This window comes from Variovorax sp. OV084 (assembly GCF_900111625.1).
GTDB lineage: Bacteria > Pseudomonadota > Gammaproteobacteria > Burkholderiales > Burkholderiaceae_C > Variovorax.
This window is the reverse complement of the sequence record NZ_FOII01000004.1, coordinates 312,262-338,530: the sequence shown is the minus strand read 5'-3', so window position 1 is coordinate 338,530 and position 26,269 is coordinate 312,262. Positions and strand designations below refer to the sequence as shown.

Genomic DNA, 26,269 nt, shown 5'->3' with positions numbered 1-26,269 from the left:
CCATCGATGCCCATGAGCCCCGACGCACCGACACAACCCTTCATCCTCCAGGAACAGGCCGACGGCATCGCAACGCTGACGCTGAACCTGCCCGCCAAGCTCAACCCGATCGCGCACGGCCTGCAGGTCGAACTGCGTGATGCGCTGGAACGCATACGCGACGACCGCTCGGTGCGCGCCGTGATCCTCACGGGCGCCGGCAAGGCCTTCTGCGTGGGCGCCGACCTGAGCGCGATGGCGCCGGGCGACAAAGACAAGTCACTGGGCACACAGACTGCCGAGTGGATGCAGGAGCTCAGCAACCCGCTGATCGAAACGCTGCGCAGCTTGCCGGTGCCGGTAGTTGCCGCAGTCAATGGCCCGGCGGCCGGTGCCGGCGTGGGCCTGGCGCTGGCAGCCGACGTGACCATCGCGGCACGCAGCGCCTACTTCTACCTGCCCTTTTTGCCGAAGCTCGGCATCGTGCCCGACCTCGGCTGCACCTGGGCCATTCCGCGCCGCGCCGGCCGGGCACGTGCAATGGGCATGGCCCTGCTCGACGAGCGCGTGGGCGCGGGGCGTGCCGTGCAGTGGGGGCTGATCTGGGCCTGCGTGGACGACGAGCAGTTGCTGGAAGAAGCCAAGGGCATCGCGCAGCGCCTCGCCCGCCTGCCGGCGCATGCCGTGCTCGAAGCGCGCGAAGCCTTCGAGGCCTCCGAGCACCACACGCTGAAGGAGCAGCTGCACTACGAGAGCGAGCGCCAGCGCGAGCTGATCGACCGCCCCAGCTTCCGCGAAGGCGTGAGTGCTTTCCTGCAGAAGCGGCCGCCTGTCTTCGAGAGCCGCTGACATCCTGACACGCCGGCACTGGCGCCTGCCTTAGGGCTGCGGGAGAATCCCGCGCATGCCCATCCTCAACGCCTTCTACGCCCAGTCGGGCGGCGTCACCTCGGTCATCAACGCGTCGGCCTGCGGCGTGATCGAAACGGCGCGCCGGCACCCGGACCGCATCGGCAAGCTCTACGCCGGGCGCAACGGCATCATCGGCGCGCTGACCGAGGAGTTGATCGACACCGGCGCCGAAACTGCCGAAGCAATCGCGGCGCTGCGCAGCACACCTTCGGGCGCCTTCGGCTCGTGCCGCTACAAGCTCAAGTCACTGGAGAAGAATCGGCGCGAGTACGAGCGGCTGATCGAGGTGTTCAAGGCGCACGGCATCGGCTACTTCTTCTACAACGGCGGCGGCGATTCGGCCGACACCTGCTTCAAGGTGAGCCAGCTGTCGCAGTCGATGGGCTATGCGCTGCAGGCCATCCACGTGCCCAAGACCATCGACAACGACCTGCCGCTGACCGATTGCTGCCCCGGCTTCGGCTCGGTCGCGAAGTACGTGGCGGTGTCGACCATCGAGGCTTCGTTCGATGTGCGCTCGATGGCGGCTACGTCGACCAAGGTGTTCGTGCTCGAAGTGATGGGCCGGCACGCGGGCTGGATCGCCGCGGCGGGCGGCCTGGCGGCGGACCAGGGCATTCCGGTGGTGGTGCTGTTCCCGGAGATCGAATTCGACAAGGCACGCTTCATCGCACGTGTCGACGAACTGGTGAAGCAGCACGGCTACTGCTCGGTGGTGGTGTCCGAAGGCTGCCATCACCCCGACGGCACCTTTCTCGCGGAGCAGGGCACGCGCGACGCCTTCGGCCATGCGCAACTCGGCGGAGCCGCGCCGGTGGTGGCGCAGATGGTCAAGGAAGCGCTGGGCCACAAGTTCCACTGGGCCGTGGCCGACTACCTTCAGCGCGCGGCGCGCCACATCGCCTCTGCCACCGACGTGAAGCAGGCCTACGAGCTGGGCCAGCGCGCGGTGGAACTGGCGCTGGAAGGCCGCAACGCGGTGATGCCGACCATCGAGCGCACGTCCGACGTGCCGTATGCCTATCGCATCGGCAGCGCGCCGCTCGAATCCGTCGCCAACGTCGAGAAGCCGATGCCGCGCGATTTCATTTCGGACGACGGCTACGGCATTACCGAGAAGTGCCGTCGCTACCTGCTGCCGCTGATCGAGGGCGAGGACTACCCGGCCTACAGCGGCGGGCTGCCGGTGTACGTGACGCTGCAGAACGTGGCCGTGCCGAAGAAGCTGCCGGCCTTCGAGATCGCATGACCACTCTGGCGGCAGTCCCGGGTCTGATCGACGCCACGCGCTGTCCGCTGTGCGGCGAGCCGAACCGCTGCGCGATGGAGATCGAACGAGAGATGGGGCAAACGCAGCCACCCTGCTGGTGCATGCAGGTCGACTTCAGCAGGGCGCCGCTCACGAACCTGCCGGAAGACATGCGCGGGCTGGCGTGCATCTGCATGCGCTGCGCGACGGGCGAGTCGCCGCCTCAGGGCTGACCGGAGCTTTGCGATTGCGTCTGTGATTGCACCTGCTCGGGTGCAGGGTCGGCCACATCGCCAGCCACCACCATCGTCGGCGCATCGCCCGGCCGCTGCTGTGTGATCACGCGGTGAATGAACTGCAGCTTTCCCACCGCCACGCGCGGCAGCACGAAGGGGTAGTAATCGGGCTGGCCCATGCTGCGCGACAGTTCGTTGAGCACATTGGTGAGCAGCACCCAGCCATTGATGAAGTCCAGGAACTTGCCGGCATCGGGATCTTCCGGCTGCCACAGGTCGTCGAGGGTGAACAGGTCGCTCGTGAGCTCGACGTTGGTCGCGTCGACGCCAAAGCTCATGGCTGTGTCTGCTGTGTCGGCCATGTGCAGGTAGTGGGCCCAGGTCTCGGCCCAGTCTTCCCACGGATGGGTGCTCGCGTAGCTGCTCACGAAGCGGTCGGCCCAGTCGGGCGGCGGGCCCTGCTCGTAGTGGGTCTGCAGCGCGGCGGCGTAGTCGGCGCGGTCGTCGCCGAAGAGCGCGCGGAAGTCGTCGATCCACGGCGTGGGCAGCACCAGCAGGTCCCAGTAGTAGTGGCCGATCTCGTGGCGGAAGTGGCCGAGCAGCGTGCGGTAGGGCTCGCGCATCTCGGCGCGGATGCGCTCGCGCACGGCGTCTTCGGCCTCCTCGGCGTTGAGGGTGATCACGCCGTGCTGGTGGCCGGTCATCACGTGCGGGCCGCCCGGCATGTTGCTGAGGAAGTCGAAGGTCAGGCCGTGCACGGGATCGACATGGCGGCTCACCACCGGCAGGCCGAGCGCGAGCAGCTGCGAGATGAGCCGGCGCTTGGCGGTTTCGAGCTTGCGCCAGAGTTCTCCGTTGCTCTCCAGCGAGAGATCGGGGATGGTGCGCGTGACGCTGCAGGCCAGGCAGTAGCCCGGCGCAAGGCCTTGGGTATCGGGAGGCAGTTGTTCGCCGTCGCGCGCGGCGGGCACCATCCAGCTGCAGGCGGCCGGCGTCATGAGGTTCGCACAGCGGCGGTAGGTGTTGCCGTGCGGATCGCCGAACACGGTGAAGGTGTCGGGCTGCGCGCCTTCGCCCACTGCCGGTGCGAGCGGCATGACGCCGAGCCGGTCGATCACGTAGCCCAGCGGCGTGTGGCAGGCCAGGCATTCGCTGTTGCGCAGGAAGACGGGGCGGCCGCACTGGCAGCGATAGGCGCGGCTGACGGTCGGCGAGGCCAGTTCGGCCGCAAGCGTAGGCGCGCCTTCGGGCTCGATGGCAGCCTGCTGGGCATTGGCTTGTTCGTCGGGTGAAGAGTCCATGTTCTTGTCTTGATCTTCTTGACGCGGAGGGGACAGCGGATGCATTGTGCGGCCGCCTCGCGCAGTCCCGGCCGTGCAAAGACCGATATGCTTGTAGGACGACGGACCCCGAGACATTCCGCCGCCCCATGACCTCCCCACAGACTTCCGAAGCCGCGATCGCGCCGGCCCCGCCTTCCATCGGCTCGCTGCGCGAGCGCTATGGCGAACGCTACCGCTGGTACTTGCTGCTGTCGGTCATGGTGGGGACGATGGCGTCGATCATGTCCTCGACCATCGTCAACGTTGCGATTCCGGGCATGAGCCATCACTTCTCGCTCGGCCAGGAGCGCGCGCAGTGGGTGAGCTCGGGCTTCATGGTGGCGATGACGGTGTCGATGCTCACCACGCCGTGGCTGCTGTCGCGCTACGGCTACCGGCGCACGTACGTGGGCACGATGCTGTTGCTGCTGGTGGGTGGCATCGTGGGCGGCGTGGCCAACGACTTCTCGCTGGTGCTGTTCGCGCGCGTGGCCGAAGGGCTGGCGGCGGGGGTCGTGCAGCCCATTCCGGCCATCATCATCCTGCGCGCCTTCGAGCCGCACGAGCAGGGGCGTGCGAGCGGCATCTTCGGCATGGGCGTGGTGCTGGCGCCTGCCATCGGGCCGAGCATCGGCGGAGTGCTGGTCGACCTGTTCGGCTGGCGCTCGATCTTCTTCATGGTGGTGCCGTTCTGCCTGGCCTCGCTCTGGCTGGCCTACAAGTTCGTGCCCAAGACTGCGCCCGGCGGCGTGGCCGCGGTACGCGGCAGCGGGCTCGACGCGCGCGGGCTGGCGCTGGGCACGGTTGGCACGCTGTGCCTGCTGAACGGGCTGGTCGCGCTGCGCGGCGATTCACCGCTGCAGGCGGGCCTGCTGCTGGCCGGTGCGCTGCTGGCGTTCGGCATCTTCGTTTGGTGGCAGCGGCGACTCGCGGCCTCGGGCGGCACGCCGCTGATGAACCTCGCGCTCTTCCAGTACCGGCAGTTTGCGATGGGCAGCGTGGTCGCCTTCATCTACGGCACGGCGCTGTTCGGCTCGACCTACCTGCTGCCGGTGTACATGCAGGTGGGGCTGCATCTTTCCGCATCGCACGTGGGCACCATCCTGCTGCCGGCGGGCATCGTGCTGGCGCTGACCATCGCCGGCGTGGGCCGGCTGGCCGACAAGCATCCGACCTGGGTGCTGGTGACGATCGGGCTCGTGCTGCTGGCGGCCTCGTTCGCGCTGATGATGGTGCTGCGGCTCGACAGCGCGCTGTGGCTGCTGGTGGCCTTCGCGATCATCGGGCGCATCGGGCTGGGCTTCATCCTGCCTTCGCTCAACCTGGGCTCGATGCGGCCGCTGGCCAAGCCGCTGATTCCGCAGGGCGCGAGCGCCATCAACTTCGTGCGCATGCTGGGCGGCGCGGCCGGCGTGAGCCTGTGCGCCATCGTGCTCGAGTGGCGTCTCGCGGCGCATGGCGATTCGCTGGCCAATCCGATGAGCAGCCAGGCGCGGCTGGCGGCCTTCGACGAGGTCTTCGCGATGCTCGCCGGCCTTTGCGCGCTGGCCATCTGCGCAGCGTGGCAATTGCGCCGCCCGCCACAGTCAGGGTAAGCACCAAGTAGTACGAAAGAACCCATCGTCTCTAATTGTGAGAATTTGTTAAATCAGTTGGGATGGGTCTTACATGCAACGCAGAAGTTTTATCGCCTCGACGGCCGTGGCGGCCGCCGGGCTCGCTCGGCTCTCTTCCGCGCAAGCCGCCGAAACGGGGGTGAGCGACAGTGAAATCGTGCTCGGCAGTTCGGCCGTGCTGAGCGGGCCGCTCGGATCGCAGATCAAGGTCGTGCACAACGGTGCCGCGCTGGCGTTCGATGCCGTCAACGAACAGGGCGGCGTGAACGGGCGCAAGATCAAGATGGTGGCGCTGGACGACGAGCTGAAGGCCGACAAGGCGGTAGAGAACTACACCAAGCTGCTGAACGACCATCGCGTGTTCGCCTTCTTCGGCTGCGTGGGCTCGGGCACCACGGCCGCCGCGGCCAAGCTGCTGCAGCAGAGCGGCGCGCCCAGCGTGGGCGGCTACGGCGTGGGCGACAGCGCGCGCGAACGCGTCGCGGGATCGGCTTACTTCGTGCGCGCCAGCAACGCCCGTGAAGCGCAGGCCCTGGTCGAGCACCTGGCGACCATCGGTGTGAACAAGATCGCGATCGCCCACCTCGACAACCCCGGCGGCGCCGAGGCGGTCAAGCTGATCGAGGCGGCCATGGTCCCCCACAAGCTGGTGCCGACGGCCAAGGTGGTCGCCAAGGGCGACGGCTCCGACGCCGCCGCCGCCGGCAAGGCGCTGGCCGACAGCCAGTCGCAGGCCATCCTGATGTACCTGGCCGGCACCGTGGCCGGCGAGGTGATCAAGGCCACCTACGCCGCCGGCAGCAAGCCGATGTTCTACGGCATGTCGATCGTGCCGGGCGAAGTCACGGCCAAGGTGGTGGCCCTGCAGGCGGGCGGCCTCGCGATCTCGCAAGTCATGCCCTATCCCTGGGGCGAGGTGGAGACGGTGACGCGCGACTATCGCCGGCTGGCGGAGCGGGCACAGGTACCGGTGGGTTACGGCAGCTTCGAGGGCTACCTGAACGGGCTGGTGATGATCGAGGCACTCAAGCGCACCGGCCGCGACCTGACGCGCGCCCGCCTGCATGCGACGCTGCGCGCGCTCAAGTTCCGCCTGGCCGGCATGGACATCGATTTCTCGACCGGCAACACCACCGGCTCGCGCTTCATCGAAATGGTGCGCGTCACGCCCGAGGGCCGCTTCGTGCGCTGAGCGGCGAGCGGATCCGCCGCACGGCCGGCCGGCACTCGCGCTCTAATAGCGCCATGTGCCAATTGCTAGGAATGAACTGCAACACGCCGACCGACGTGACCTTCAGCTTCACGGGGTTCGCGCAACGCGGCGGCCGCACCGACCACCACGCCGACGGCTGGGGCATCGCGTTCTTCGAGGACCGCGGGCTGCGCCATTTCGTCGACCACCAGCCGGCGAGCGAATCGCCGGTTGCGGAGCTGATCCGGCGCTATCCCATCCAGAGCCGCAACGTCGTGGCGCACATCCGCAAGGCGACTCAGGGCGAGGTCAACCTGCAGAACTGCCACCCGTTCGTGCGCGAACTGTGGGGGCGCTATTGGGTGTTCGCCCACAACGGCGATCTGAAGGAATTCCGCCCGCGGCTGCACGGCAACTTTCATCCGGTGGGCAACACCGACAGCGAACACGCCTTCTGCTGGATCATGCAGGAGCTGGCCAAGTCGCACGCGGGCGTGCCGAGCATCGAAGAGCTGACACTCACGCTGCGCGAGCTGGCGCCACAGCTCGCGAGCCACGGCACCTTCAACTTCATGCTGTCCAACGGACAGGCGCTGTGGGCCCATGCCTCGACCAACCTCTGGTACGTGGAGCGCCGCCACCCCTTCGTGACCGCGCAGCTGTCGGACGAAGACGTGGAGATCGACTTCGCGCAGCACACCACGCCCAACGACCGCGTGGCCGTGGTCGTCACCGCGCCGCTGACCACCAACGAGACCTGGACACCCTTCGCGCCGGGCGAGCTGCATGTGTTCGTGGACGGGCAGCGATCCGGGTTCTGACGCAGATGTGAAGTCTTTCGACTGACACTTTTTTGCAACATTGCAAGAAAGTATCAACAGGTGGATGCAATCGAGTGAACAATAACCGTTCTCATTTGCATCTTATCTGGATCGTCCATGCCCGCTCCCCGCTTCTTCCTCCGGCCAACCGTGGTCGCGTCGCTGCTCGCGCTCAACACCGTGGCCGCCCTGGCCCAAACCACCACTGCCGAGCCGGCTGCGGCAGCGGCCAGCGGCACGCTCTCCACGGTGACCGTGGAGGCCAGCGCCGATGCATCGGCCCAAGGCCTGACCAAGCCCTATGCGGGCGGCCAGGTGGCGCGCGGCGGGCGGGTCGGCATCCTGGGCAACCAGGACATGATGAGCACGCCGTTTTCCAGCACCAACTACACCAACGAACTGATCCAGGACCAGCAGGCCAAGAGCGTGGCCGACGTGCTGCTGAACGACCCGTCGGTGCGCCAGGCGCGCGGCTTCGGCAATTTCCAGGAGCTGTACGTGGTGCGCGGCTTCCCCGTCTACTCGGACGACGTCTCGTACAACGGCCTCTACGGCATGCTGCCGCGCCAGTACATCGCTTCTGAGTTCTTCGAGCGCGTGGAGGTGTTCCGCGGCGCCAACACCTTCCTGAACGGCGCCGCGCCCGGCGGCAGCGGCATCGGCGGCGCGATCAACCTGCTGCCCAAGCGCGCGCCCAACGAGCCGCTCACCCGCGTCGGCTTCGGCGTGCAGACCGGCGGCCAGGGCTTCGTCAACCTCGACCTGGCCCGCCGCTTCGGTCCCGACGACAGCCTGGGCATTCGCGTGAACGCTGTGCGCCGCGAAGGCGGCACCGGCGTGAAGAACGAAAGCCAGCAGCTCAGCGCCTTCGGCGTGGGCCTCGACTGGCACAACCGCAACGTGCGCCTGTCGGCCGACTTCGGTTACCAAGACTACGACCTGAAAGACGGCCGCCCGAGCCTGACGCCCTCGTCCACGCTGCCGATCCCCCGCGCGCCCGACGCCCGCACCAACTTCGCCCAGCCCTGGACCTACTCGAAGGAAAAGGACAAGTTCGCCACCTTCCGCGGCGAAGTCGACATCACCGACAACATCACGGCCTGGGCCGCCGGCGGCGTGCGCCGCAGCAGCGAAGACAACGTGCTGTCGAACCCCACGCTCGCCGACTCGTTCGGCAACACCAGCAACACTCGCTTCAGCAACACCCGCAAGGACCGCATCGGCACCGCCGAACTCGGCGTGCGCGGCAACTTCGCGACCGGCCCGGTGAAACACACGGTGGTGGCCTCGGTCGCCAAGTACAGCAACGACCGCGACAACGCGTACACGATCTCGCGCGGCACCATCCGCAACAACATCTACGCACCGTACGCAACGGCATACCCGGTCGCCAACGCCTTCACCGGCAATACGCTGGAAGACCCGCGCCTGACCGACAAGATCGACACCTCGAGCGTGGCCATCGCCGACACCATGTCCTTCATGGACGACCGCCTGCTCGTCACCCTCGGCGCGCGTCGCCAGACCATCGAGCAGACCAGCTTCGCCTACACCACGCTCAAGCAGACGAGCACCTACGACAAGAGCAAGACCACGCCGGTGGCCGGCGTCGTGTTCAAGATCACGCCGACTGTCTCGGCCTACGCCAACTACATCGAAGGCCTCGTCAAGGGCAACGTGGCGGGCACCACGGTGAACAACCGCCCCGTCACCAACGCCGGCGAAATCTTTGCGCCCTACCAGGCCAAGCAGAAGGAAGTCGGCGTCAAGTACGACGGCGGCACGCTCGGCGCCAGCGCCGCGTTCTTCACCACGGACCAGCCCACCTACTACTACTCGGGCCAGACCTACGGCCTCTACGGCAAGCAGCGCAACCAGGGCCTGGAGTTCTCGGTGTTCGGCCAGCCCACCAAGGGCCTGCGCTTGCTCGGTGGCCTGACGCTGCTCGACGCCAAGCAGAAGAACACGCAAGGCGGCGCGACCGACGGTCTCACCGCCATCGGCGTGGCCAAGCAGCAGGCCAATCTCGGCGCCGAATGGGACGTGCCCGGCGTGCGCAACCTGTCGCTGAACGCACGCGTGCTGTACACATCGAAGCAGTACGCCAACGCCACCAACACGCAGTCGGTGCCGTCGTGGACGCGCTTCGATATCGGCGCGCGCTACCTGGTCGACCTCGGCAACGGCCGCGCGCTCACGCTGCGCGCACGCATCGACAACCTGTTCAACAAGTCGTACTGGGCCTCGGTGGGCGGCACGCAGGGCAGCAACTACTTGGTGCTGGGCGCGCCGCGCACCTTCGCGGTGAGCGGCACCATCGACTTCTGACCTGCTGCGTCAGCGGCCCTGCTTGCGCAGGGTCTCTTCCAGCGCATCGATGAACATCGCCGGCACGTCGAAGCCGGTCTGTTCGGTGATCTCCTGAAAGCAGGTCGGGCTGGTCACGTTGATCTCGGTCACCGAGTCGCCGATCACGTCGAGCCCGATCAGCAGCAGCCCGCGCGGCGCGAGCGCACGGCCCACGGTCTCGGCGATCTCGCGATTGCGCGCGGTCAGCGGTTGCGCCACGCCCTTGCCGCCCGCAGCCAGGTTGCCGCGCACCTCGGTGCCCTGCGGAATGCGCGCCAGCACGAAGGGCGCCGGCTCGCCCGCGATGATCAGGATGCGCTTGTCGCCCTGCACGATCTCGGGCACGAAGCGCTGCACCATGATCGTCTCGGCGCCGTCCTTGTTGAGCGTCTCGACGATGGAGCCGAGGTTCAGCGCGTCCTGCCGCACGCGGAAGATGCCCATGCCGCCCATGCCGTCGAGCGGCTTCAGGATGATGTCGCCGTGCTCGGCATGGAAGTCGCGCACGGCCTGCGAGCTGCGCGTTACCAGCGTGGGCGTGGTGAACTGCGGAAACTCCATGATCGCGAGCTTCTCGGGGTGGTCGCGCAGCGCGCGCGGCTTGTTCACCACCTGCGCGCCCTCGCGCTCGGCCTGCTCCAGCAGGTGCGTGGCGTAGATGTACTCGGCGTCGAAGGGCGGGTCCTTGCGCATCAGCACGGCGTCGAAGTCCTTTAGTGCCTTGGCCTCGGTGATGTCGACGCTGTACCAATCTTTCGGGTCGCCGGTCAGCGTGATCTGCTGCACCGTGGCCGTGACCACGCCGCCCGACTTCCACTGAATGTCCTGCGGCAGGCAGGCCGCGATGCGGTGGCCGCGGCGCTGCGCCTCGCGCATCATCGAGAAGGTCGTGTCCTTGTAGATCTTGAAATGATCAAGCGGATCGGCGACGAAGAGGATGTTTTTCATCAGGCGTTCTTTCTTGCGGTGCCGGGAGCGGCGGCTGCCACCGGGATATCGGGCGCGATGTTGCCGGAAGCGGCGATGTCCTTGCCGGGCGGGGCCTTTTCTTCATGCGTCCGGCCGAGCTTGGGGAATCGCATCGGGCGATTGTGCCGGGAGGCCGGCAGCACCAGATTGTCAACAATCTGAATTCCATAATGTCAACCATCAGGCACGGGAATTGCACGAACCCAGTCGCGACATCCCGCCGTGCACCGCCATGGCCCAGCAAGATTGGAGAACCCCGTGGACGCATCCGTTTCGCAGCAGAGCAACCCCGCGCTCGACCCCGCCGCCGTGGTCGACGAGTTCCTTCGCCTGGTGATGATTCCCGACCCGGAGTCGGCCTCCCGCTTCACCGCGCCCGGCATCCGCATCCGCTTCACCGGCAACCGGCCAATGCAGGCGCCCGGCGACACCTCCGCCTTCAACGCAAAGCGCTATGCGTGGGTCAAGAAGAAGATCGAGCGCACCGAAACGGTGGCCGGCGGCACGCCCGAGGAAACGGTGGTCTACAGCCTCGGCACGCTCTACGGCGCGTGGCCCGACGGCACGGCCTTCGAAGGCAATCGCTATGTCGACCGCTACGTGGTGCGCCACGGCCTGATCGTGCAGATGGACGTGTGGAACGACAGCGCCGAATGGCTGCTGGTGCGCGCCGGCCTCGCCGTGCTGTGATGAGGCCCCAGGCATGACGACGCGCTGGCCCGACCGGCTTCCCACACACGACCGCTTCGACTACCGGCCCATCACGCGGCGGCCCGACTACGTGTGGCCGAACGGCGCGCGGCTGGCGGTGTACATCGGCTTCAACATCGAACACTTCGCCTTCGGCGACGGGCTGGGCGCATGCATCGGCCCGGCCTCGCCGCAACCCGACGTGCTCAACCACGGCTGGCGCGAGTACGGCAACCGCGTCGGCGCGTGGCGCTGCCTGGAGCTGTTCGACGCGCTCGCGCTGCCCACCGGCGCGCTCGTCAACACCGCGCTGTACGACCACTGCCCCGAGCTGGTCCAGGCGCTGGTGGCGCGCGGCGACGAGCTGATCGGCCACGGCCACAGCAATGCCGAGCGCCAGGGCGCGCTCGACGAAGTGCACGAACGCGCGCTGCTGCAGCGCTGCCGCGAACGCATGGTGCGCGGGAGCGGGCAGGCACCCGCCGGCTGGCTCTCGCCATGGATCTCGGAAAGCGCCGTCACGCCCGACCTGCTGGCCGAGACCGGCTACAGCTACACGCTCAACTGGTGCCACGACGACCAGCCGCTGCGCATGCGCACACGCAGCGGCGGCTCGCTGTGGTCGGTGCCGTATCCGCAGGAGCTCAACGACATCCCGATGATCGTCGGCCGCCTGATGGACGCAAAGGACTTCAGCTCGATGGTGATCGACAACTTCGAGGAGATGCTCGAACAGTCGCGCACGCAGCCGCTGGTGATGGGCCTGGCGCTGCACCCGTACATCGTGGGCCAGCCCTATCGGCTGCGGCACCTGCGCACCGCACTCACGTACCTGGCGCAGGCGCGCGACCGGGGCGAGATCTGGTTCACCACGCCGGGCGCGATCGCCTCGCACGTGGAAGGGCTCGCGAAGGAGCGCCCAGGAGAATTCGACTGAGGCGCCCTGCCTGAGCCTCAGATTTCGATCTTCGACCCCAGCTCCACCACCGCGTTGTTCGGCAGCCCCAGGAATGCCGCCGCCCCGCTCGCGTTGTGGTGCATCTGCGCGAACAGCTTCTCGCGCCACGGCGCCATGCCGCTGCCGAGCGTCGGAATCACGACGTCGCGCGACAGGAAGTAGCTGGTCGTCATCGGCTCCAGCTGGCAGCCGCGCATACGCGCGTTTTCGAGCGCGCGCGGCAGGTCGATGTCGTTCTTGAAGCCGTAGTGCACGATGATCTGCCAGCAGTGGTGGCCGAGCGCCTCGATCTCGATGCGCTTGTCCATCGGAATCCACGGCACCTCGTGGTTGCGCACGGTGACGAACATGTTCTGTTCGTGCAGCACCTTGTTGTGCTTCAGGTTGTGCAGCAACGCATTCGGCACGGTGCCCGGCTCGGCCGTGAGGAACACCGCCGTGCCGTCGACACGCGCCGGCGGGCTCACGAACACCGAGTCGAGAAAGGACTTCAGGTCGATCGCATCGGCATGCTGCGCCTCGCCCATCAGGCGGCGTCCTTCCTTCCACGTCATCATCAGCGTGAAGACGAATCCGCCGATCAGCAGCGGGAACCAGCCGCCCTCGAACAGCTTGAGCAGGTTCGACGCGAAGAACAGGAAGTCGACCACGAAGAAGACCGCTGTCGATGCGATGCACAGCGCCAGCGGAAGCTTCCACGCGTAGCGGATCACGAAGAAGGTCAGCACCGTGGTGATCAGCATGTCGGTGGTCACGGCAATGCCGTAGGCCGCGGCCAGGCTGCTCGACGAGCGGAACATGACCACCGCCAGAACGATGGCCACGAACAGGCCCCAGTTGACCAGCGGAATGTAGATCTGGCCCGCCGTGCGCACGCTGGTGTGCTCGATGTTCAGGCGCGGCAGGTAGCCCAGCTGGATGACCTGGCGCGTGACGCTGAAGGCGCCCGTGATGAGGGCTTGCGACGCGATCACCGTGGCCGCCGTGGCCAGCAGCACCAGCGGAATCAGCGCCCATTCGGGCGCCATCATGAAGAACGGGTTCTTCACCGCCTCGGGGTTCTCCAGCAGCAGCGCGCCCTGGCCGAAGTAGTTGAGCGTCAGCGCCGGCATCACGACCGAGAACCACGCAATGCGGATCGGGCTCTTGCCGAAGTGGCCCAGGTCGGCGTACAGCGCCTCGGCACCGGTCACGCACAACACGGTGGCGCCCAGCAGGATGAAGCTGGTGCCCGGGTTGTCCCACATGAACTTCAGCGCATAGAACGGGTTCAGCGCCTTCAGGATCTCGGGGTGGTGCAGGATCTGCGACACGCCAAGCACGGCAATCGCCAGGAACCACACGAGCGTGATCGGCCCGAAGAACTTGCCGATGCCCGCCGTGCCGCGCTTCTGCACCACGAAGAGACAGAACAGCACGACCAGCGTGAGCGGGATCACGTAATGCGTGAAGTGCGGCGACACCACCTCCAGGCCCTCGACCGCCGAGAGCACCGAGATGGCCGGGGTGATGACCCCGTCGCCGTAGAAGAGCGAAGTGCCGAAGATGCCGACCACCAGCAGCAGGTGGCGCAGCCTGGGCTTGTCGGCCACCGCGCGGGAGGCCAGCGCCAGCATGGCAACGAGGCCGCCCTCGCCTTCGTTGTCCGCGCGCAGCACGAGCACGACGTACTTGATGGAGACGATGACGGTGAGTGTCCAGAAGAACATCGAGAGGATGCCGTAGACGTTCTCGACGGTGAACGGCACGTGGCCGTGGCCGAACACTTCCTTGACGGCATACAGCACGCTGGTGCCGATGTCGCCATAGACGACGCCGATGGCGCCGACGATGAGGCCGGCTGAGAGATTTTTGGGGGCTGACACGAAGTCGATGGGAAAAGGGCAGGCTGCTGGAATCGACGCGTCAGACACGCCGGGGCGAGGCAAGTGTGAACTTTAGTCCACCTGCGTCACCCTCCCGCCCTTTTGTTTCCGTTGCTGTGGGGCCGCTATTTTGCCGTTGCTTGTGGTCGGCGCAAGCCGCCACAAGCCGCCCCCGGCAATCATTCGTAGATTTCGGCGTCCGGATCGGTCGCTTCCATCTCGTAGCTGGCGGCCACCATGGCCAGCCGGCCGACCACGCCATACATGTAGAAGCGGTTGGGCGCGCTGGCGCCAGGCTTGGCGCCGGGCTGTGGCAAGTGCGCACTTTCAGAAAAAGCCAGCGGCACGAAGCTCGCGCCCGGCAGCTTGAGGTTTTCGTCGGCGGCGCGCTCGGCATGCACGCGGTAAAAACCGCCGACAACGTAGCGATCCATCATGTAGACCACCGGCTCGGCCACGCCGTTGTGCACGCGCTCGTTGGTGAGCACGCCTTCCTGGACGATCAGCTCGGTGGGCTCGCGCAGCTCGCGGCCGGCGCCGGTCTTGCCGGCCGGGGCGCTGCTGGCGGTGTCGCGCGGCTTGCCGATCAGCGCCTCGACGTCCTTGGCATCGCGCACCGTCACCACGCCCGGGCTGCCGCTGCCGCTGTGGCCGCCCTTGACGACCACGAACGGCTTCTCGTTGATGCCGTATTCCTTGTACTTGCGGCGCACCTTGGTCAGCACCGCATCCACATGGCTGGTCAGCACGTCGATGCCGCGGCCCTCGGCCACATCCACGCCTTCGGCGCGCGCATAGATCGGGTTGATGAGCCACGGGTCGATGCCCAGCAGCTTGCCGAGACGCTTGGACAGCTCCTCGTAGCTGTGCAGGTGGTTGCTCTTGCGGCGCACCGACCAGCCTGCGTGCAACGGCGGCAGCAGATACTGCTCATGCAAATCTTCGAGGATGCCGGGCGTTCCCGCAGAAAGCTCGTTGTTGAGCAGAATTGTGCAAGGATCGAAGTTCTTCAGGCCCAGGCGGCGCTTGCTGCGCACCACCGGTTCGAGCGTCACGGTCTCGCCGTTCGGCAGTTCGATCTTCTTGGGCGACTTGATGGCCGGATCGATCGACCCAATGCGCACGTTGAGCCCCGCCATGTGGAAGATGCGCACCAGTTGCGCGACGTTGGCGAGATAAAAGGTATTTTTGGAGTGATTTTCCGGAATGACGAGCAGGTTGCGCGCTTCCGGACAGATCTTCTCGATGGCCGCCTGAGCAGCCTGCACCGCCAGCGGCAGCATCTCCTTGGTGAGATTGTTCCAGCCGCCCGGAAAGAGGTTGGTGTCGACCGGGGCCAGCTTGAAGCCGGCGTTGCGGATGTCGACGGCGCTGTAGAACGGCGGCGTGTGCTCCATCCACTCGAGCCGGAACCAGCGCTCGATGGCGGGCATCGAGTCGAGCACCCGCTGCTCCAGTTCGTTGATCGGGCCGGTCAGGGCGGTGACGAGATGCGGAACCATGCGGCGGCCTTGTTGGTTTTGTGCTTAAAGGTGGAGCGGAATTGTAGGATTTGGGGATGGCCGCCCCAATGACAAGACCGCACGCGGGCGCATCGGATCAGGTCCGGACTTCGCCCTGCCCCAGCACCACGTACTTGAGCGAGGTCAGCCCTTCGATGCCCACCGGACCGCGGGCGTGGAACTTGTCAGTGCTGATGCCGATTTCGGCGCCCAGCCCGAACTCGAAGCCATCCGCGAAGCGTGTGCTCGCATTGACCATCACGCTGGCCGAATCGACCTCGCGCAGAAAGCGCTGCGCATGCACGTGGTCGCGCGTGACGATGGCATCGGTGTGATGGCTCGAATAGCGGTTGATGTGCGCGATGGCCTCGTCCACGCCGGCCACCACCTTGATGCTGATGACGGCGGCCAGGTATTCCTCGGACCAGTCGGACTCGACCGCATCGACCACCCGGGCCTTCGGATCGAGCGCCTCGTCGGCGCGCAGGATGGCGGCAGCGGCCGGGTCGCAGCGCATTTCCACACCCTTGGCCGCGAAGATGGCGGCAATCTCGGGCAGGAAGTCGTCGGCCACCGACGCCGACACCAGCAGGCCTTCAGCGGCGTTGCAGGGGCTGTACTTCTGGGTCTTGGCGTTGTCGACGATGCGCAGCGCCATGTCGAACTCGGCCGTGTCGTCCACGTAGACGTGGCAGTTGCCGTCCAGGTGCTTGATGACCGGCACCTTGGCGTCGCGGCTGATGCGCTCGATCAGCCCCTTGCCGCCGCGCGGAATGATCACGTCGACGAACTCGGGCATGGCGATGAGCTGGCCGACGGCCTCGCGGTCGGTGGTCTGCACCAGCTGCACCGCCTCGACCGGCAAGCCGGCTTCGGCCAGCGCCTCGGACACCAGCAGCGCCAGCGCCTTGTTCGACTCGATGGCTTCCGAGCCGCCGCGCAGGATGGCCGCGTTGCCGCTCTTGATGGCAAGGCTCGCAGCCTCGATGGTCACGTTGGGCCGGCTCTCGTAGATCATGCCGAAGACACCGATCGGCACGCGCATCTGGCCCACGCGGATGCCGCTGGGCTGCTGCTTCATGCCGATGATTTCGCCGATGACGTCGGCCATGCCGGCGAGCTGCTCGCAGCCCAGGGCCACGGTCTCGATGACCTTGGGCGTGAGCTTGAGACGATCGACCATCGGCGCCGAGAGGCCGGCGGCGGTGGCGCGTTCCAGGTCCTTCTGATTGGCGACCGCCAGCACCGGGCCGGCTTCGCGCAGACGCCGGGCCAGCGCCTTCAATGCTATGTTTTTGGTAGCTGCATCCGCACGGGCCATGAGGAATGCAGCGGCTTTGGCTTGCAGACCCAGGGTCTGCATGTGCTCGCTGACGTTGAACGCATTCATGTGTTCATTTTCCCACGCCGACCTGTGACCCGGCTTACACGGGCCTTTTGATGGCTGGAGCCATCGTGCGCGGGCCGAGTCAGGCGCGTCGCGGAGCGGTCGCCGCGCTGCTGCAGGCGCGGCACAGCATCAGCGCCAGCCGCTGCAGGGCCTGCCAGCCGCTGGCTGGCCAGTCGGGCTGCTTCAGCCCCTTCACGATGCCGTCCACCACATGCGCCGCGCGCAGCAGCCGGGTCAGCATGCGGTCGTCCAGCCGCGGCAGCACACGCTCGAAGGCACGCTCGCGCGGGCCCCAGATGCGGTTCTCGCGCAGCGCCATCGGCAGCGGGCGTCCCGAGGCCATGGCGTCCTTCACACGCTTGAGCGCGCGGATGTCCTCGGCAATCGTGTAGTGCACCAGCACCTCGGCCTCGCCCTCGGCCTGCAGGCCATCGAGCATGCGCGCCACGCGCTGCGGATTGCCGGCCAGCACGGCTTCGGACAGCTTGAACACGTCGTAGCGAGCCACGTTGTTGACCGCACCTTCGACCTGCTCCCAGCTCAGCTCGCCGGCCGGATGCAGCAGCGCGAGCTTCTGGATTTCCTGGTGCGCGGCGAGCAGGTTGCCCTCCACGCGATCGGCAAAGAACTGCAGCGTGCGCTGGCCTTCGTCGCCGGGCATCACGCGCTGGCCCTGCTGGCCCAGGCGCTGCGCGATCCATTGCGGCAGCGCGCCGCGCTCGATCGGGTCGACCTGGATACTCGCGCCGTTGTTCTCCAGCGCCGAGAACCAGGCGCCGGTGCGCGTGGCCTTGTCCAGCCGCGGCAGCATCACCAGCGTGAGCGTGCTGTCGTTGCCGGGCGCGGACTCGGCCATCTGCTGAAGGGCCGCGCTGCCGTCCTTGCCGGGCTTGCCCGAGGGGATGCGGATCTCGACGATCTGCTTGTCTGCGAACAGCGAGAGCGAGCCCCCGGCCGCGAGCACCGCGCTCCAGTCGAAGTGCGCGCCGGCCACGGTGTAAGAACTGCGCTCGGTGTAACCCTGCGCGCGCGCGGCGGTGCGGATGGCGTCGGCCGCTTCCTGCGCGAGCAGCGGCTCGTCGCCGTGGATCGTGTAGAGCGGCTTCAGGCCCTTCTGCAGGTGGGCTCCGAGCTGGGCGCTGGCAAGTTGCATGGAAATGGAATGGCCGGAGCGCGCAGGCTCAGAGTTCCTTGACGGCCGCCAGGCGGCGCATCAGCTGCTGCGCGATGTCGGACTGCATATCGCGGAACAGCAGGTCGGCTTCGCCTTCCTTGGCCAGCGCGTTGGTTTCGTTGAAGCTCAGGTCGCGCGTCTGCGAGACGTCGGTGGCCGGCAGCAGGTCTTTACCGCCCGGCGTGCGCAGGCGGAAGCGCACCTTCAACTGAAGCTGCAGCTCGCGCACCAGGCCGGCCGAGTTGGTCGAGATCACGATGCGGTTGCGGTCCTCGCTCAGGATCTCCAGCACCACGTCGGCGGCCGGCGACGAACCACCGGCGGTGGACGTGTCGGGCGTCACCAGAGTCACAGTGCCCGTCGCCCGCAACTCGCGCCGGATCTGGTTGATCATGGCCGAGTTGCCCGACACCTGCAGCGTCTTGAACGCGAAGACAGGCGCCTTGCGCAGCTCGAAGCCGCAACCGGCCAGGCCGAGCGAAGCGCCCGCCGCCGCCAATCCGAGAAGAAAGCCGCGGCGCGGCAGCGAGACATTGCGAGTGTTCATGCTTGAGTCGTTCAAAGGACCACGTTGACCAGGCGGCCGGGAACCACGATCACGCGCTTGGGCGGCGCGCCTTCGGCGAAGTTGACGAAATCGTCGCAGGCGAGCGCGAGCTTCTCGATCTCGTCCTTCGATGCGCCGGCCGGCACGCTGAGCTTGCCGCGCAGCTTGCCGTTGACCTGCAGCATGAGCTCGATCTCGTCCTGCACCAGCGCACCGACGTCGACCGCGGGCCAGGGCGCGTCGAGCAGGCCGCCCAGGTCCTTGTCGTAGCCGAGTTCGTTCCAGAGCTGCTGGGCGATGTGCGGCGTGGCCGGGTAGAGGCAGCGCAACAGGATGCCGAAGCCCTCGCGCATCGCGGCCGCGTCGCCCGCGCTGCCGTCGGGCATGAAGCCTTCCAGCGCGTTGAGCAGCTTCATCGCGCCCGACACCACCGTGTTGTATTGCATGCGCTGGTAGTCGTAGTCGATCTGGCGCAGCACGGTGTGCACCTCGCGGCGCAGCGCCTGGGCATTCTTGCCGAAGGTCTGGCCGCTGACAGCCACCGGCGCCACGTCCGCCTGCGCCACGCCGAAATTCCACACCCGGCGCAGGAAGCGGTAGCTGCCTTCGACGGCCGCGTCGTTCCACTCGAGCGTGGCTTCGGGCGGTGCGGTGAACATGGTGTACAGGCGCGCGGTGTCGGCGCCGTATTTCTCGATCAGGTCCTGCGGGTCGACGCCGTTGCGTTCGCTCTTGCCCATCTTGCCCACGCCGCCGTACTCGACCTTCGTGCCGTCGGCGGTGGTGCCGCCGGTGATGCGGCCCTGCGCATCGAGCACCGTCGCGACTTCGCTGGGCGGGAAGTAGTCCTTGCCGCCCTTTTCATTGCGCTTGTAGAAGATGTGGTTGAGCACCATGCCCTGGGTGAGCAGCTTGCTGAAGGGCTCGTCGGCCTTCACGAGGCCAAGGTCGCGCATCACCTTGGTCCAGAAGCGCGCGTACAGCAGGTGAAGAATCGCGTGCTCGATGCCGCCGATGTATTGGTCCATCGGCATCCAGTAGTCGGCGCCGCCGGCCACCATCGCCTCTTCGTTCTTCGGGTCGCAGTAGCGCATGAAGTACCACGACGAATCGACGAAGGTGTCCATCGTGTCGGTCTCGCGCCGCGCGGGCTTGCCGCAGACGGGGCAGACCACGCCGGCGTGGAAGCCTTCGTGCTTGTGCAGCGGGTTGCCCGAGCCGTCCGGCACGCAGTCGGTGGGCAGCACCACGGGCAGGTCTTTCTCGGGCACCGGCACTGCGCCGTGTTCGTCGCAATGGATGATCGGGATCGGCGTGCCCCAGTAGCGCTGGCGGCTCACGCCCCAGTCGCGCAGGCGCCAGGTGGTCTGCAGCTCACCCAGGTCCTTCTGGCCCAACGCATGCGCCACGGCGGCCACGGCCTCTTTGTACGACATGCCGCTGAAGTTGTCGGAATTGATGGTCACGCCGCGCTGCTTGTCGGCGTACCAGTCCTGCCACTTGTGATAGTCGAAGTGCGGCTCGTCGTCGACCAGCACCACCTGGATGATCTCGATGCCGTACTTGTTGGCGAAGGCGAAGTCGCGCTCGTCGTGCGCGGGCACGCCCATCACGGCGCCGTCGCCGTAGCCGATCAGCACGTAGTTGCCGACCCACACGGGCACCTGCTCCTCGGTGATCGGGTGCTTGACAGTCAGGCCGGTGGGCACGCCCTTCTTCTCTTGCGTGGCGAGTTCGGCCTCGGTGGTGCCGCCGCTCTTGCACTCCTCGATGAAGGCCGCGACCTTGGGGTCGAGCGTGGCGGCATGCGCGGCCAGCGGATGCTCGGGCGCCACGGCGCAGAAGGTCACGCCCATGATGGTGTCGGCGCGCGTGGTGAACACGTACATGCGTCCGTCCTGGATCAGCTTGCCGCTCGCGTCCTTGATGTCATGCGTGAAGGCGAAGCGCAGGCCCTCGCTCTTGCCGATCCAGTTTTCCTGCATCAGCTTGACGCGCTCGGGCCAGCCCGGCAGCTTGTGCTGGGTGTGTTCGAGCAGTTCCTCGGCGTAGTCGCTGATCTTCAGGTAGTAGCCCGGGATCTCGCGGCGCTCGACCGTCGCGCCGGTGCGCCAGCCCTTGCCGTCGATCACCTGCTCGTTGGCCAGCACGGTCTGGTCGACCGGGTCCCAGTTGACGACCTGGGTCTTGCGGTAGGCAATGCCCTTTTCGAGCATCTTCAGGAACAGCCACTGGTTCCACTTGTAGTAGCTCGGATCGCAGGTGGCGATCTCGCGGCTCCAGTCGATGGCCAGGCCCATGGCCTGGAGCTGGCCCTTCATGTAGGCGATGTTCTCGTAGGTCCACTTGGCCGGCGGCACGCCGTTCTTCAGCGCTGCGTTCTCGGCCGGCAGGCCGAAGGCGTCCCAGCCCATGGGCATCAGCACGTTGTAGCCGCTCATGCGCAGGTGGCGCGTGAGCATGTCGTTGATCGTGTAGTTGCGCACATGGCCCATGTGCAGCTTGCCGCTGGGGTACGGCAGCATCGAGCAGGCGTAGTACTTCTTGCGGCTCGTGTCCTCGGTGACGCGGTAGGCATCGGCGGCGCTCCATTGCGCCTGGGCAGCGGACTCGACGTCGCTGGGTTTGTAGCTGGGATTCATGGCGGTTCGGCAAGAGCCCGGCTCGGAGCGGCCGGGAACGCGGGATTATCGCGCCCGGGCGAAAGCCCCGGCCGGCAGACTCTAGACTCGGGGCACGTAACCTGCGTGTTGCGCGGGTAACGCCTGCCGTCCGACAGGTTTTTCGCACCGCCTGGAACACCATGAAACTGCGCCTGAAACACCTCGCCCTGGGCCTAGCGGCCGCCGTCGGCCTCGCCGCCACGCCCCTGTGGGCCCAGCAGAACGACAAGCCCCTGCGCATCGTCGTGCCCTTCGCCACCGGCGGCGCGCAGGACGTGATCGCGCGCTACCTGGGCGCCAAGCTCACCGACAAGCTGGGCCAGCCCGTCATCATCGACAACAAGGCCGGCGCTGGCGGCATCGTGGCCGCCGACGCGGTGGCCAAGGCGACCGACGGGGCCACGGTGCTGCTGGCCACCGGCGGCGCGATCACGATCGCCCCCCGCCTGCAGCCCAAGCTCCCCTACGACCCGGTGCACGAGCTGGTGCCGGTGGCCCTGGTGGCCGACACGCCGATGACGCTGTCCGTGCGCACCGAGAGCCCCTACAAGACGGTGGCCGACGTGCTGCGCGACGCCAAGGCCAGGCCGGGCCAGGTGACCTACGCCTCGACCGGCAACGGCACCGTCTCGCACCTGACCGGGGCGCTGCTGGCGCAGGCGAGCGGCACGAACCTGCTGCACGTGCCCTACCGGGGCGCCGCGCCCGCCATGACGGACCTGCTGGGCGGGCAGGTAGCCGCCATCGTCACCAGCGTGGCCTCGATCGAACCCATGGTCGCCAGCGGCAAGGCGCGCGTGCTCGGCACCTTCTCCCGGGTTTCCCTTCCCAGCATGGGTTCGGCCCCCACCATCGGCGAGGCCACCGGCCTGCCGGGAATGGAAGTGCCGGTCTGGGTCGGCGTGATGGCGCCTGCGCGCATGCCGGCGGCGAGCGTCGAGAAGCTGTCGGCGGCGCTGCTCGAGGTGTGCAACCTGCCGGAGACGAAGCAGCGCTTCGCCCAGTTGGGCGCGGTGAACACCTGTGGCGGCCCGGCTGCCTTGGGCAAGGTCGTGACGGAAGACAGCCAGCGCTGGGCGAAGGTGATCAAGCAGGGCGGGATCAAGGTTGACTGAGGTTCCGGGCAAGAAGTACCGCGTCGGCATCGCGGGCGCCGGGGCAATCGCGCTGGCCAGCGCGGCTTGGCTGCGGCAGGCGGGCCACAGCGTCACCATGTGGTCGCCGGGCGGCCAGGGAGCAGAAGCCTTGCGCACGCAGGCACTGGAGGCCAGCGGCATCCAGTCGTTTTCAGTGACCGTCGAGGTTGCCGACGACGCGGCCGGGCTGTGCGCGGCCTCGGACGTACTGCTGCTGGCCCTGCCGGTCAACGGCCACAAGCGCGTGATGGATGCGCTCTTGCCCTCTCTGCGCGACGGCCAGACCGTGATCGTCAGCTCAATGGCCTCGCTGTCGTCGCTCTATCTTCATGAAGCAGCCCGCCGCGCCGGCCGGCAGATCAATGTCGCCAGCTTCGGCACGACCGTTCTGACCGCGCGCCGCGAATCGGGCACGCAGGTCAGGGTGATGACGCGACGCAAGGCCGTCGGCGTCTCCGCCCTGCCCGGCTCAAAAGTCGGCGAAGCCGTCGCGCTGTGCACCGCCCTCTTCGGCGACGGCTTCTCCGCGCAGGACGGCGCCCTTGCCAGCGCCCTGGCCAACGTCAATCCGCAGTCGCACGGCCCGCTCGCGGTCTTCAACTGGACCCGCATCGAGCGCGCCGAGAACTGGGCGCAGTACCACTGCATGACGCCCGGCGTGTCGCGCGCTATCGAGGCGCTTGACCAGGAACGCCGCGCCGTGGCGGCAGCCTTCGGCATCGAGCTCGGCCCCATCGAGGCGCACTTCGCGCGCTCCTTCGGCACCACGTCGGAAAAGCTCGAAGACATTGCCGCCGAACTGCACGCCAAGCGCGGCGGCCCGCCCGGCCCCACGCAGGTCGACACCCGCTACGTGACCGAGGACATGCCCTACGGCCTGGCGTTCGTCGAGGCGCTGGGCGCCATCGCCGGCGTGCCGACACCCGCGACGCGCACCATCGTGGAAGCAGCCTCGCTGGTCAACGGCGTCGACTTCCGCCGCGAAAACGACCTGCTCGAACCGCTGGGCCTGGCGAACGAAACTGTCGCCGGGCTGCTCGCGCGCCTATGAACCGTCTGCTTCGGGGAACACCGGCTCCCCGAGGTTGAGCATCAGCCGGTTGGCCCAGGCGAAGATGGCAACCGAATGGATCAGGTCGAGTATTTCCAGCTCGGTCAGCCCGACCTCCTTCAACCCGCGCACGTCGTCGGCCGAGACCTTGTCGGGTTCCGCGCCAAGACGGATCGAAAACTCGACGATGGCCTTCTCGCGCGCCGTGGTGCCGGCGCCCGCCGGCTCCTCGAACACCTGCGAGATCACGTCGTTGCGCTTGGCCAGCTGCTCGAAGCGCTGCGCATGCACCGAGGCGCAGTACACGCAACCGTTGACGCGCGACTCCACCGTGGCACCCAGCTCGCGCTCGGCGCGCGGCATGCCGCCCGGAGCGAACATGATCGCGTTGAAGGCGATCGAGCGCTGCAACAGTATCTCGGGCTGATGCGCCAGCACCAGAAAGTACGGCGACGTGCGCGCCTGCGGGCTCATCTCGTCCAGCGCCGCCAGTTGCGCCGGCGTGGCGGTGTCGACGTTCACCGTGTCGAGCCACGGCTTCCACTTCAGCACCTCGTTGGTGAAGCCCTTGATGCGGATCGGGGCCATCATGCCGCCACCTCCACCGCTGCCAGTGCCTTCAGGCCCGCGGCAACGCGGATCTGGTACGACAGGAAGGCGATCAGCTGGCTCATCGCCACGATGGCGGGCGTCGAAAGGCCGCTGTCGACCAGCGATTGCACAGCCGCCTTGTCGCCCTCGATGGGGCGTTCGATCAGCTTGCCGGTGAAGGCCCGCACGGCCTGCAGGCGCGCATCGGCCACGGGCTTGCCGGCGTCCACCGCCGCCGTCAGGGCGCTGTCCGCGCCTTCGGCCGCCAGCCGGTCGCGGTAGTGCGCGGCAAGGCTGTCCGCCTTCGACACGCGGCAGGCATGCAGCGCCACCAGCAGCCGCTCGCTCACTGACAGGCCTTCGACGGCCGGGGAAAACATCGCGTCGTAGCTGCCTTGCGTCGCGGCGACGACCTTGTCGCGCTGGCGCCGCAGCGCCCAGGTGGGGTGGTCTGGCGCCAGCGGGACGGCGGCATCGATCACATCGGAAGTGGGAGTGCTGGTTGTCATGGTTCAGTTTCTTTCCTGAGGCGGCAGCGCGGGCGTCCATTCGTCGCCGAAGAGTTCCGGCTCGGCGTAGGCCTCGAGGTTGGCGTAGTGGTGGTCGAAGTCTTCGCGGTAGAACAGGCTGGCGATGCCGCTCGCCAGCCGCTTGGCGCCGTCGCTGATGGCCGGGATGTCGCCCGACACCGTGCCGTGCGACAGCGCCGCCGGGTAGCAGAAGCAGTGGATGCGCCCAAGCCCCGGGCATTCGCCCGGCACGCGCTCCTGGAATTCGAAGACCGGCCCGAGGTCGGGCGAGTCGGCCAGTTCCTGGTCTTCGTCGCCGGGGGCGGGTACGAAGCGGTCTTTCCAGGTGCGCACCTGGGCGGCGATGCCGTCGAACTCGGGGCGGTTCGGCCAGTCGACCTTGAAGCCGGTCGAGACGATGAGGAAGTCGAATTCGAAGTCGCCCTTCGGCGTCGACACGCGCATCGAATCGCCCTTCGGCTCGATGGCCAGGATCGGACAGCCGAAGTTGAAGAAGGCATTGGCGTGCCCCGACACCCGCAGCGTGCTGCCGTGCGGCGGCGGCACGTTCGCCACGTTGATGTAGTGGCGGATGCGCCACTTGAGTTCGTCGGGCAGGTCGTAGTGACCCTGCGTGAGCCCCGGCACGCCCGCGCCCTTGCCCTTGTTGACGCGCGGCAGGTCGGGCCGGCGGATCAGCAGCTCGACGCTGTGCGCGCCGGCCTCCAGCGCGGTGCCTGCGCTGTCCATGGCCGAGGAGCCCGCGCCGACCACGCCCACGCGCAGGCCCTTGAGCCGGCCGTAGTCCATCTCGTCGGAGGAGTGCGCCCATTTCGAGCGCGGCAGCGCGTTGACGAAAGCGGGAATGGCCGGCCCGCCGAGGCCGTCTCGCCCGGTGGCGAGGACGACCCGGCGCGCCAGCACGCTGCGTTCGCCTTGCGGCGTGCGCAGGTCGAGGCGCACGCCGGTGGCATCGGTCAGCGGATGAATGCCGGTCACGGCCGTGTCGTTGCGCACGTCCACGCCCATCACGCGGCGGTACCAGACCAGGTAGTCCATCCACTGCAGGCGCGGGATCTTGTCCATCGCCGTCCAGGCCTCCAGCCCGAACTGGGCCTCGAACCACGCCCGGAAGGTGAGCGACGGCAGGCCCAGCGCGGGACCGGTGAGCTCCTTGGGCGAGCGCAGCGTCTCCATGCGCGCCGTGGTCGCCCAGGGGCCTTCGCTGCCCGCGGGCGAGCGGTCGAACACCACCGCGCGAATGCCCAATTGCGCCAGCGCGACCGAGGCAGCCAGGCCGGCCTGCCCGCCGCCGATGACGGCCACGTCGAGCACCGGTTCACCGCCGACTTGCCGCGCGGGCATCCAGTTGCGCCCGGGCCAGCCGAGGTATTCGAGGTCCTGGGCGAGCCGCGCTTCGAGCGCGGCGAGGGAAGAAGAGGCGGAATCTGATGTCGTCATTTTGAAAAGCGGGAGCGGCGCCCAGTGTAGAAAGCTTCACGGGTCTTCGCGCCATGCACCACCGCCCCGCACCTGCGTATCACTGGC

The 26,269-nt window shown here is 67.5% G+C and carries 23 protein-coding genes; 11 read left to right on the top strand and 12 right to left on the bottom strand.

Features of this window, described 5'->3' with window-relative positions:
- Positions 1-12: 12 nt before the first annotated feature.
- From BMW87_RS14310 to BMW87_RS14300, 3 genes are read left to right on the top strand one after another with little or no spacing between them, the layout of a single operon-like run.
- Positions 13-828: an enoyl-CoA hydratase-related protein gene (locus BMW87_RS14310; protein ID WP_093077172.1), complete on the top strand. Its 816-nt coding sequence runs from the start codon at positions 13-15 to the stop codon at positions 826-828.
- A 55-nt stretch (positions 829-883) separates the two neighbouring features.
- Positions 884-2,140, top strand: coding sequence for a 6-phosphofructokinase (locus BMW87_RS14305; RefSeq protein WP_093076980.1), 1,257 nt, complete (start codon positions 884-886; stop codon positions 2,138-2,140).
- The gene (locus BMW87_RS14300) at positions 2,137-2,373 is read left to right on the top strand and encodes a cysteine-rich CWC family protein (protein WP_093076979.1); all 237 of its coding nucleotides are present in this window, start codon (positions 2,137-2,139) and stop codon (positions 2,371-2,373) included. Before BMW87_RS14305 ends, BMW87_RS14300 begins: the two co-directional genes overlap by 4 nt.
- On the opposite strand, the gene BMW87_RS14295 is transcribed toward BMW87_RS14300, so the two are convergent.
- Entirely contained in the window at positions 2,364-3,677 is a 1,314-nt protein-coding gene (locus tag BMW87_RS14295) for a zinc-binding metallopeptidase family protein (RefSeq protein ID WP_093076978.1), read from the bottom strand. The two genes, BMW87_RS14300 and BMW87_RS14295, sit on opposite strands and share 10 nt — an antisense overlap.
- Before the next feature lie 128 nt (positions 3,678-3,805).
- Between BMW87_RS14295 and BMW87_RS14290 the strand changes: the two genes are divergently transcribed.
- The 4 genes from BMW87_RS14290 to BMW87_RS14275 all read left to right on the top strand — a co-directional run bounded on the left by BMW87_RS14290 (position 3,806) and on the right by BMW87_RS14275 (position 9,655).
- A complete protein-coding gene (locus tag BMW87_RS14290; RefSeq protein ID WP_093076977.1) occupies positions 3,806-5,293 on the top strand; it encodes a DHA2 family efflux MFS transporter permease subunit in 1,488 nt (495 codons plus the stop codon).
- 73 nt (positions 5,294-5,366) lie between these two features.
- Entirely contained in the window at positions 5,367-6,506 is a 1,140-nt protein-coding gene (locus BMW87_RS14285) for an ABC transporter substrate-binding protein (protein ID WP_093054036.1), read from the top strand.
- Positions 6,507-6,559: 53 nt separating this feature from the next.
- Positions 6,560-7,327, top strand: a complete 768-nt coding sequence (locus BMW87_RS14280) for a class II glutamine amidotransferase (protein WP_093054034.1) — start codon at positions 6,560-6,562, stop codon at positions 7,325-7,327.
- Between the two features lie 117 nt (positions 7,328-7,444).
- A complete protein-coding gene (locus tag BMW87_RS14275) occupies positions 7,445-9,655 on the top strand; it encodes a TonB-dependent receptor (protein ID WP_093076975.1) in 2,211 nt (736 codons plus the stop codon).
- A 9-nt stretch (positions 9,656-9,664) separates the two neighbouring features.
- On the opposite strand, the gene gshB is transcribed toward BMW87_RS14275, so the two are convergent.
- Together gshB and BMW87_RS35475 are read right to left on the bottom strand one after the other, a co-directional pair.
- Positions 9,665-10,624 (bottom strand): glutathione synthase, encoded by a 960-nt coding sequence (gene gshB, locus BMW87_RS14270; protein ID WP_093076974.1) that lies wholly within the window; start codon positions 10,622-10,624, stop codon positions 9,665-9,667.
- Positions 10,624-10,758 (bottom strand): hypothetical protein, encoded by a 135-nt coding sequence (locus BMW87_RS35475; RefSeq protein ID WP_256216760.1) that lies wholly within the window; start codon positions 10,756-10,758, stop codon positions 10,624-10,626. The genes gshB and BMW87_RS35475 overlap by 1 nt, the downstream gene beginning before the upstream one ends.
- 145 nt (positions 10,759-10,903) lie before the next feature.
- On the opposite strand from BMW87_RS35475, the gene BMW87_RS14265 reads away from it, so the two are divergent.
- Positions 10,904-11,335: a hypothetical protein gene (locus BMW87_RS14265; RefSeq protein ID WP_093077170.1), complete on the top strand. Its 432-nt coding sequence runs from the start codon at positions 10,904-10,906 to the stop codon at positions 11,333-11,335.
- A 13-nt stretch (positions 11,336-11,348) separates the two neighbouring features.
- On the top strand, positions 11,349-12,272 hold the full coding sequence (locus BMW87_RS14260) for a polysaccharide deacetylase family protein (protein ID WP_093076972.1): 924 nt from the start codon (positions 11,349-11,351) through the stop codon (positions 12,270-12,272).
- A 17-nt stretch (positions 12,273-12,289) separates the two neighbouring features.
- On the opposite strand, the gene BMW87_RS14255 is transcribed toward BMW87_RS14260, so the two are convergent.
- The 6 genes from BMW87_RS14255 to leuS form a co-directional block, all read right to left on the bottom strand.
- Complete coding sequence (locus BMW87_RS14255) at positions 12,290-14,158, bottom strand: potassium transporter Kup (RefSeq protein ID WP_093054026.1); 1,869 nt, start codon at positions 14,156-14,158, stop codon at positions 12,290-12,292.
- Between the two features lie 179 nt (positions 14,159-14,337).
- Positions 14,338-15,660: a glutamate--cysteine ligase gene (gene gshA / locus BMW87_RS14250; RefSeq protein WP_093076971.1), complete on the bottom strand. Its 1,323-nt coding sequence runs from the start codon at positions 15,658-15,660 to the stop codon at positions 14,338-14,340.
- A gap of 97 nt (positions 15,661-15,757) precedes the next feature.
- Positions 15,758-17,050: a glutamate-5-semialdehyde dehydrogenase gene (locus BMW87_RS14245; protein WP_093076969.1), complete on the bottom strand. Its 1,293-nt coding sequence runs from the start codon at positions 17,048-17,050 to the stop codon at positions 15,758-15,760.
- Positions 17,051-17,129: 79 nt separating this feature from the next.
- Positions 17,130-18,203 (bottom strand): DNA polymerase III subunit delta, encoded by a 1,074-nt coding sequence (gene holA, locus BMW87_RS14240; protein WP_093076968.1) that lies wholly within the window; start codon positions 18,201-18,203, stop codon positions 17,130-17,132.
- Positions 18,204-18,231: 28 nt separating this feature from the next.
- Positions 18,232-18,771, bottom strand: coding sequence for an LPS-assembly lipoprotein LptE (gene lptE, locus BMW87_RS14235; protein ID WP_093076966.1), 540 nt, complete (start codon positions 18,769-18,771; stop codon positions 18,232-18,234).
- Between the two features lie 11 nt (positions 18,772-18,782).
- Entirely contained in the window at positions 18,783-21,413 is a 2,631-nt protein-coding gene (gene leuS / locus BMW87_RS14230; protein WP_093076964.1) for a leucine--tRNA ligase, read from the bottom strand.
- Positions 21,414-21,574: 161 nt separating this feature from the next.
- On the opposite strand from leuS, the gene BMW87_RS14225 reads away from it, so the two are divergent.
- Both BMW87_RS14225 and BMW87_RS14220 read left to right on the top strand, forming a co-directional pair.
- Positions 21,575-22,549 (top strand): Bug family tripartite tricarboxylate transporter substrate binding protein, encoded by a 975-nt coding sequence (locus BMW87_RS14225; protein ID WP_093076963.1) that lies wholly within the window; start codon positions 21,575-21,577, stop codon positions 22,547-22,549.
- Positions 22,542-23,621 (top strand): NAD/NADP octopine/nopaline dehydrogenase family protein, encoded by a 1,080-nt coding sequence (locus BMW87_RS14220; RefSeq protein ID WP_093076961.1) that lies wholly within the window; start codon positions 22,542-22,544, stop codon positions 23,619-23,621. Before BMW87_RS14225 ends, BMW87_RS14220 begins: the two co-directional genes overlap by 8 nt.
- On the opposite strand, the gene BMW87_RS14215 is transcribed toward BMW87_RS14220, so the two are convergent.
- From BMW87_RS14215 to BMW87_RS14205, 3 genes are read right to left on the bottom strand one after another with little or no spacing between them, the layout of a single operon-like run.
- Positions 23,616-24,212: a peroxidase-related enzyme gene (locus BMW87_RS14215; RefSeq protein ID WP_093076960.1), complete on the bottom strand. Its 597-nt coding sequence runs from the start codon at positions 24,210-24,212 to the stop codon at positions 23,616-23,618. The two genes, BMW87_RS14220 and BMW87_RS14215, sit on opposite strands and share 6 nt — an antisense overlap.
- The gene (locus BMW87_RS14210) at positions 24,209-24,721 is read right to left on the bottom strand and encodes a CMD domain-containing protein (protein ID WP_093076958.1); all 513 of its coding nucleotides are present in this window, start codon (positions 24,719-24,721) and stop codon (positions 24,209-24,211) included. Before BMW87_RS14210 ends, BMW87_RS14215 begins: the two co-directional genes overlap by 4 nt.
- A 3-nt stretch (positions 24,722-24,724) precedes the next feature.
- Positions 24,725-26,182 (bottom strand): NAD(P)-binding domain-containing protein, encoded by a 1,458-nt coding sequence (locus BMW87_RS14205; protein WP_093076957.1) that lies wholly within the window; start codon positions 26,180-26,182, stop codon positions 24,725-24,727.
- Positions 26,183-26,269: the final 87 nt, after the last annotated feature.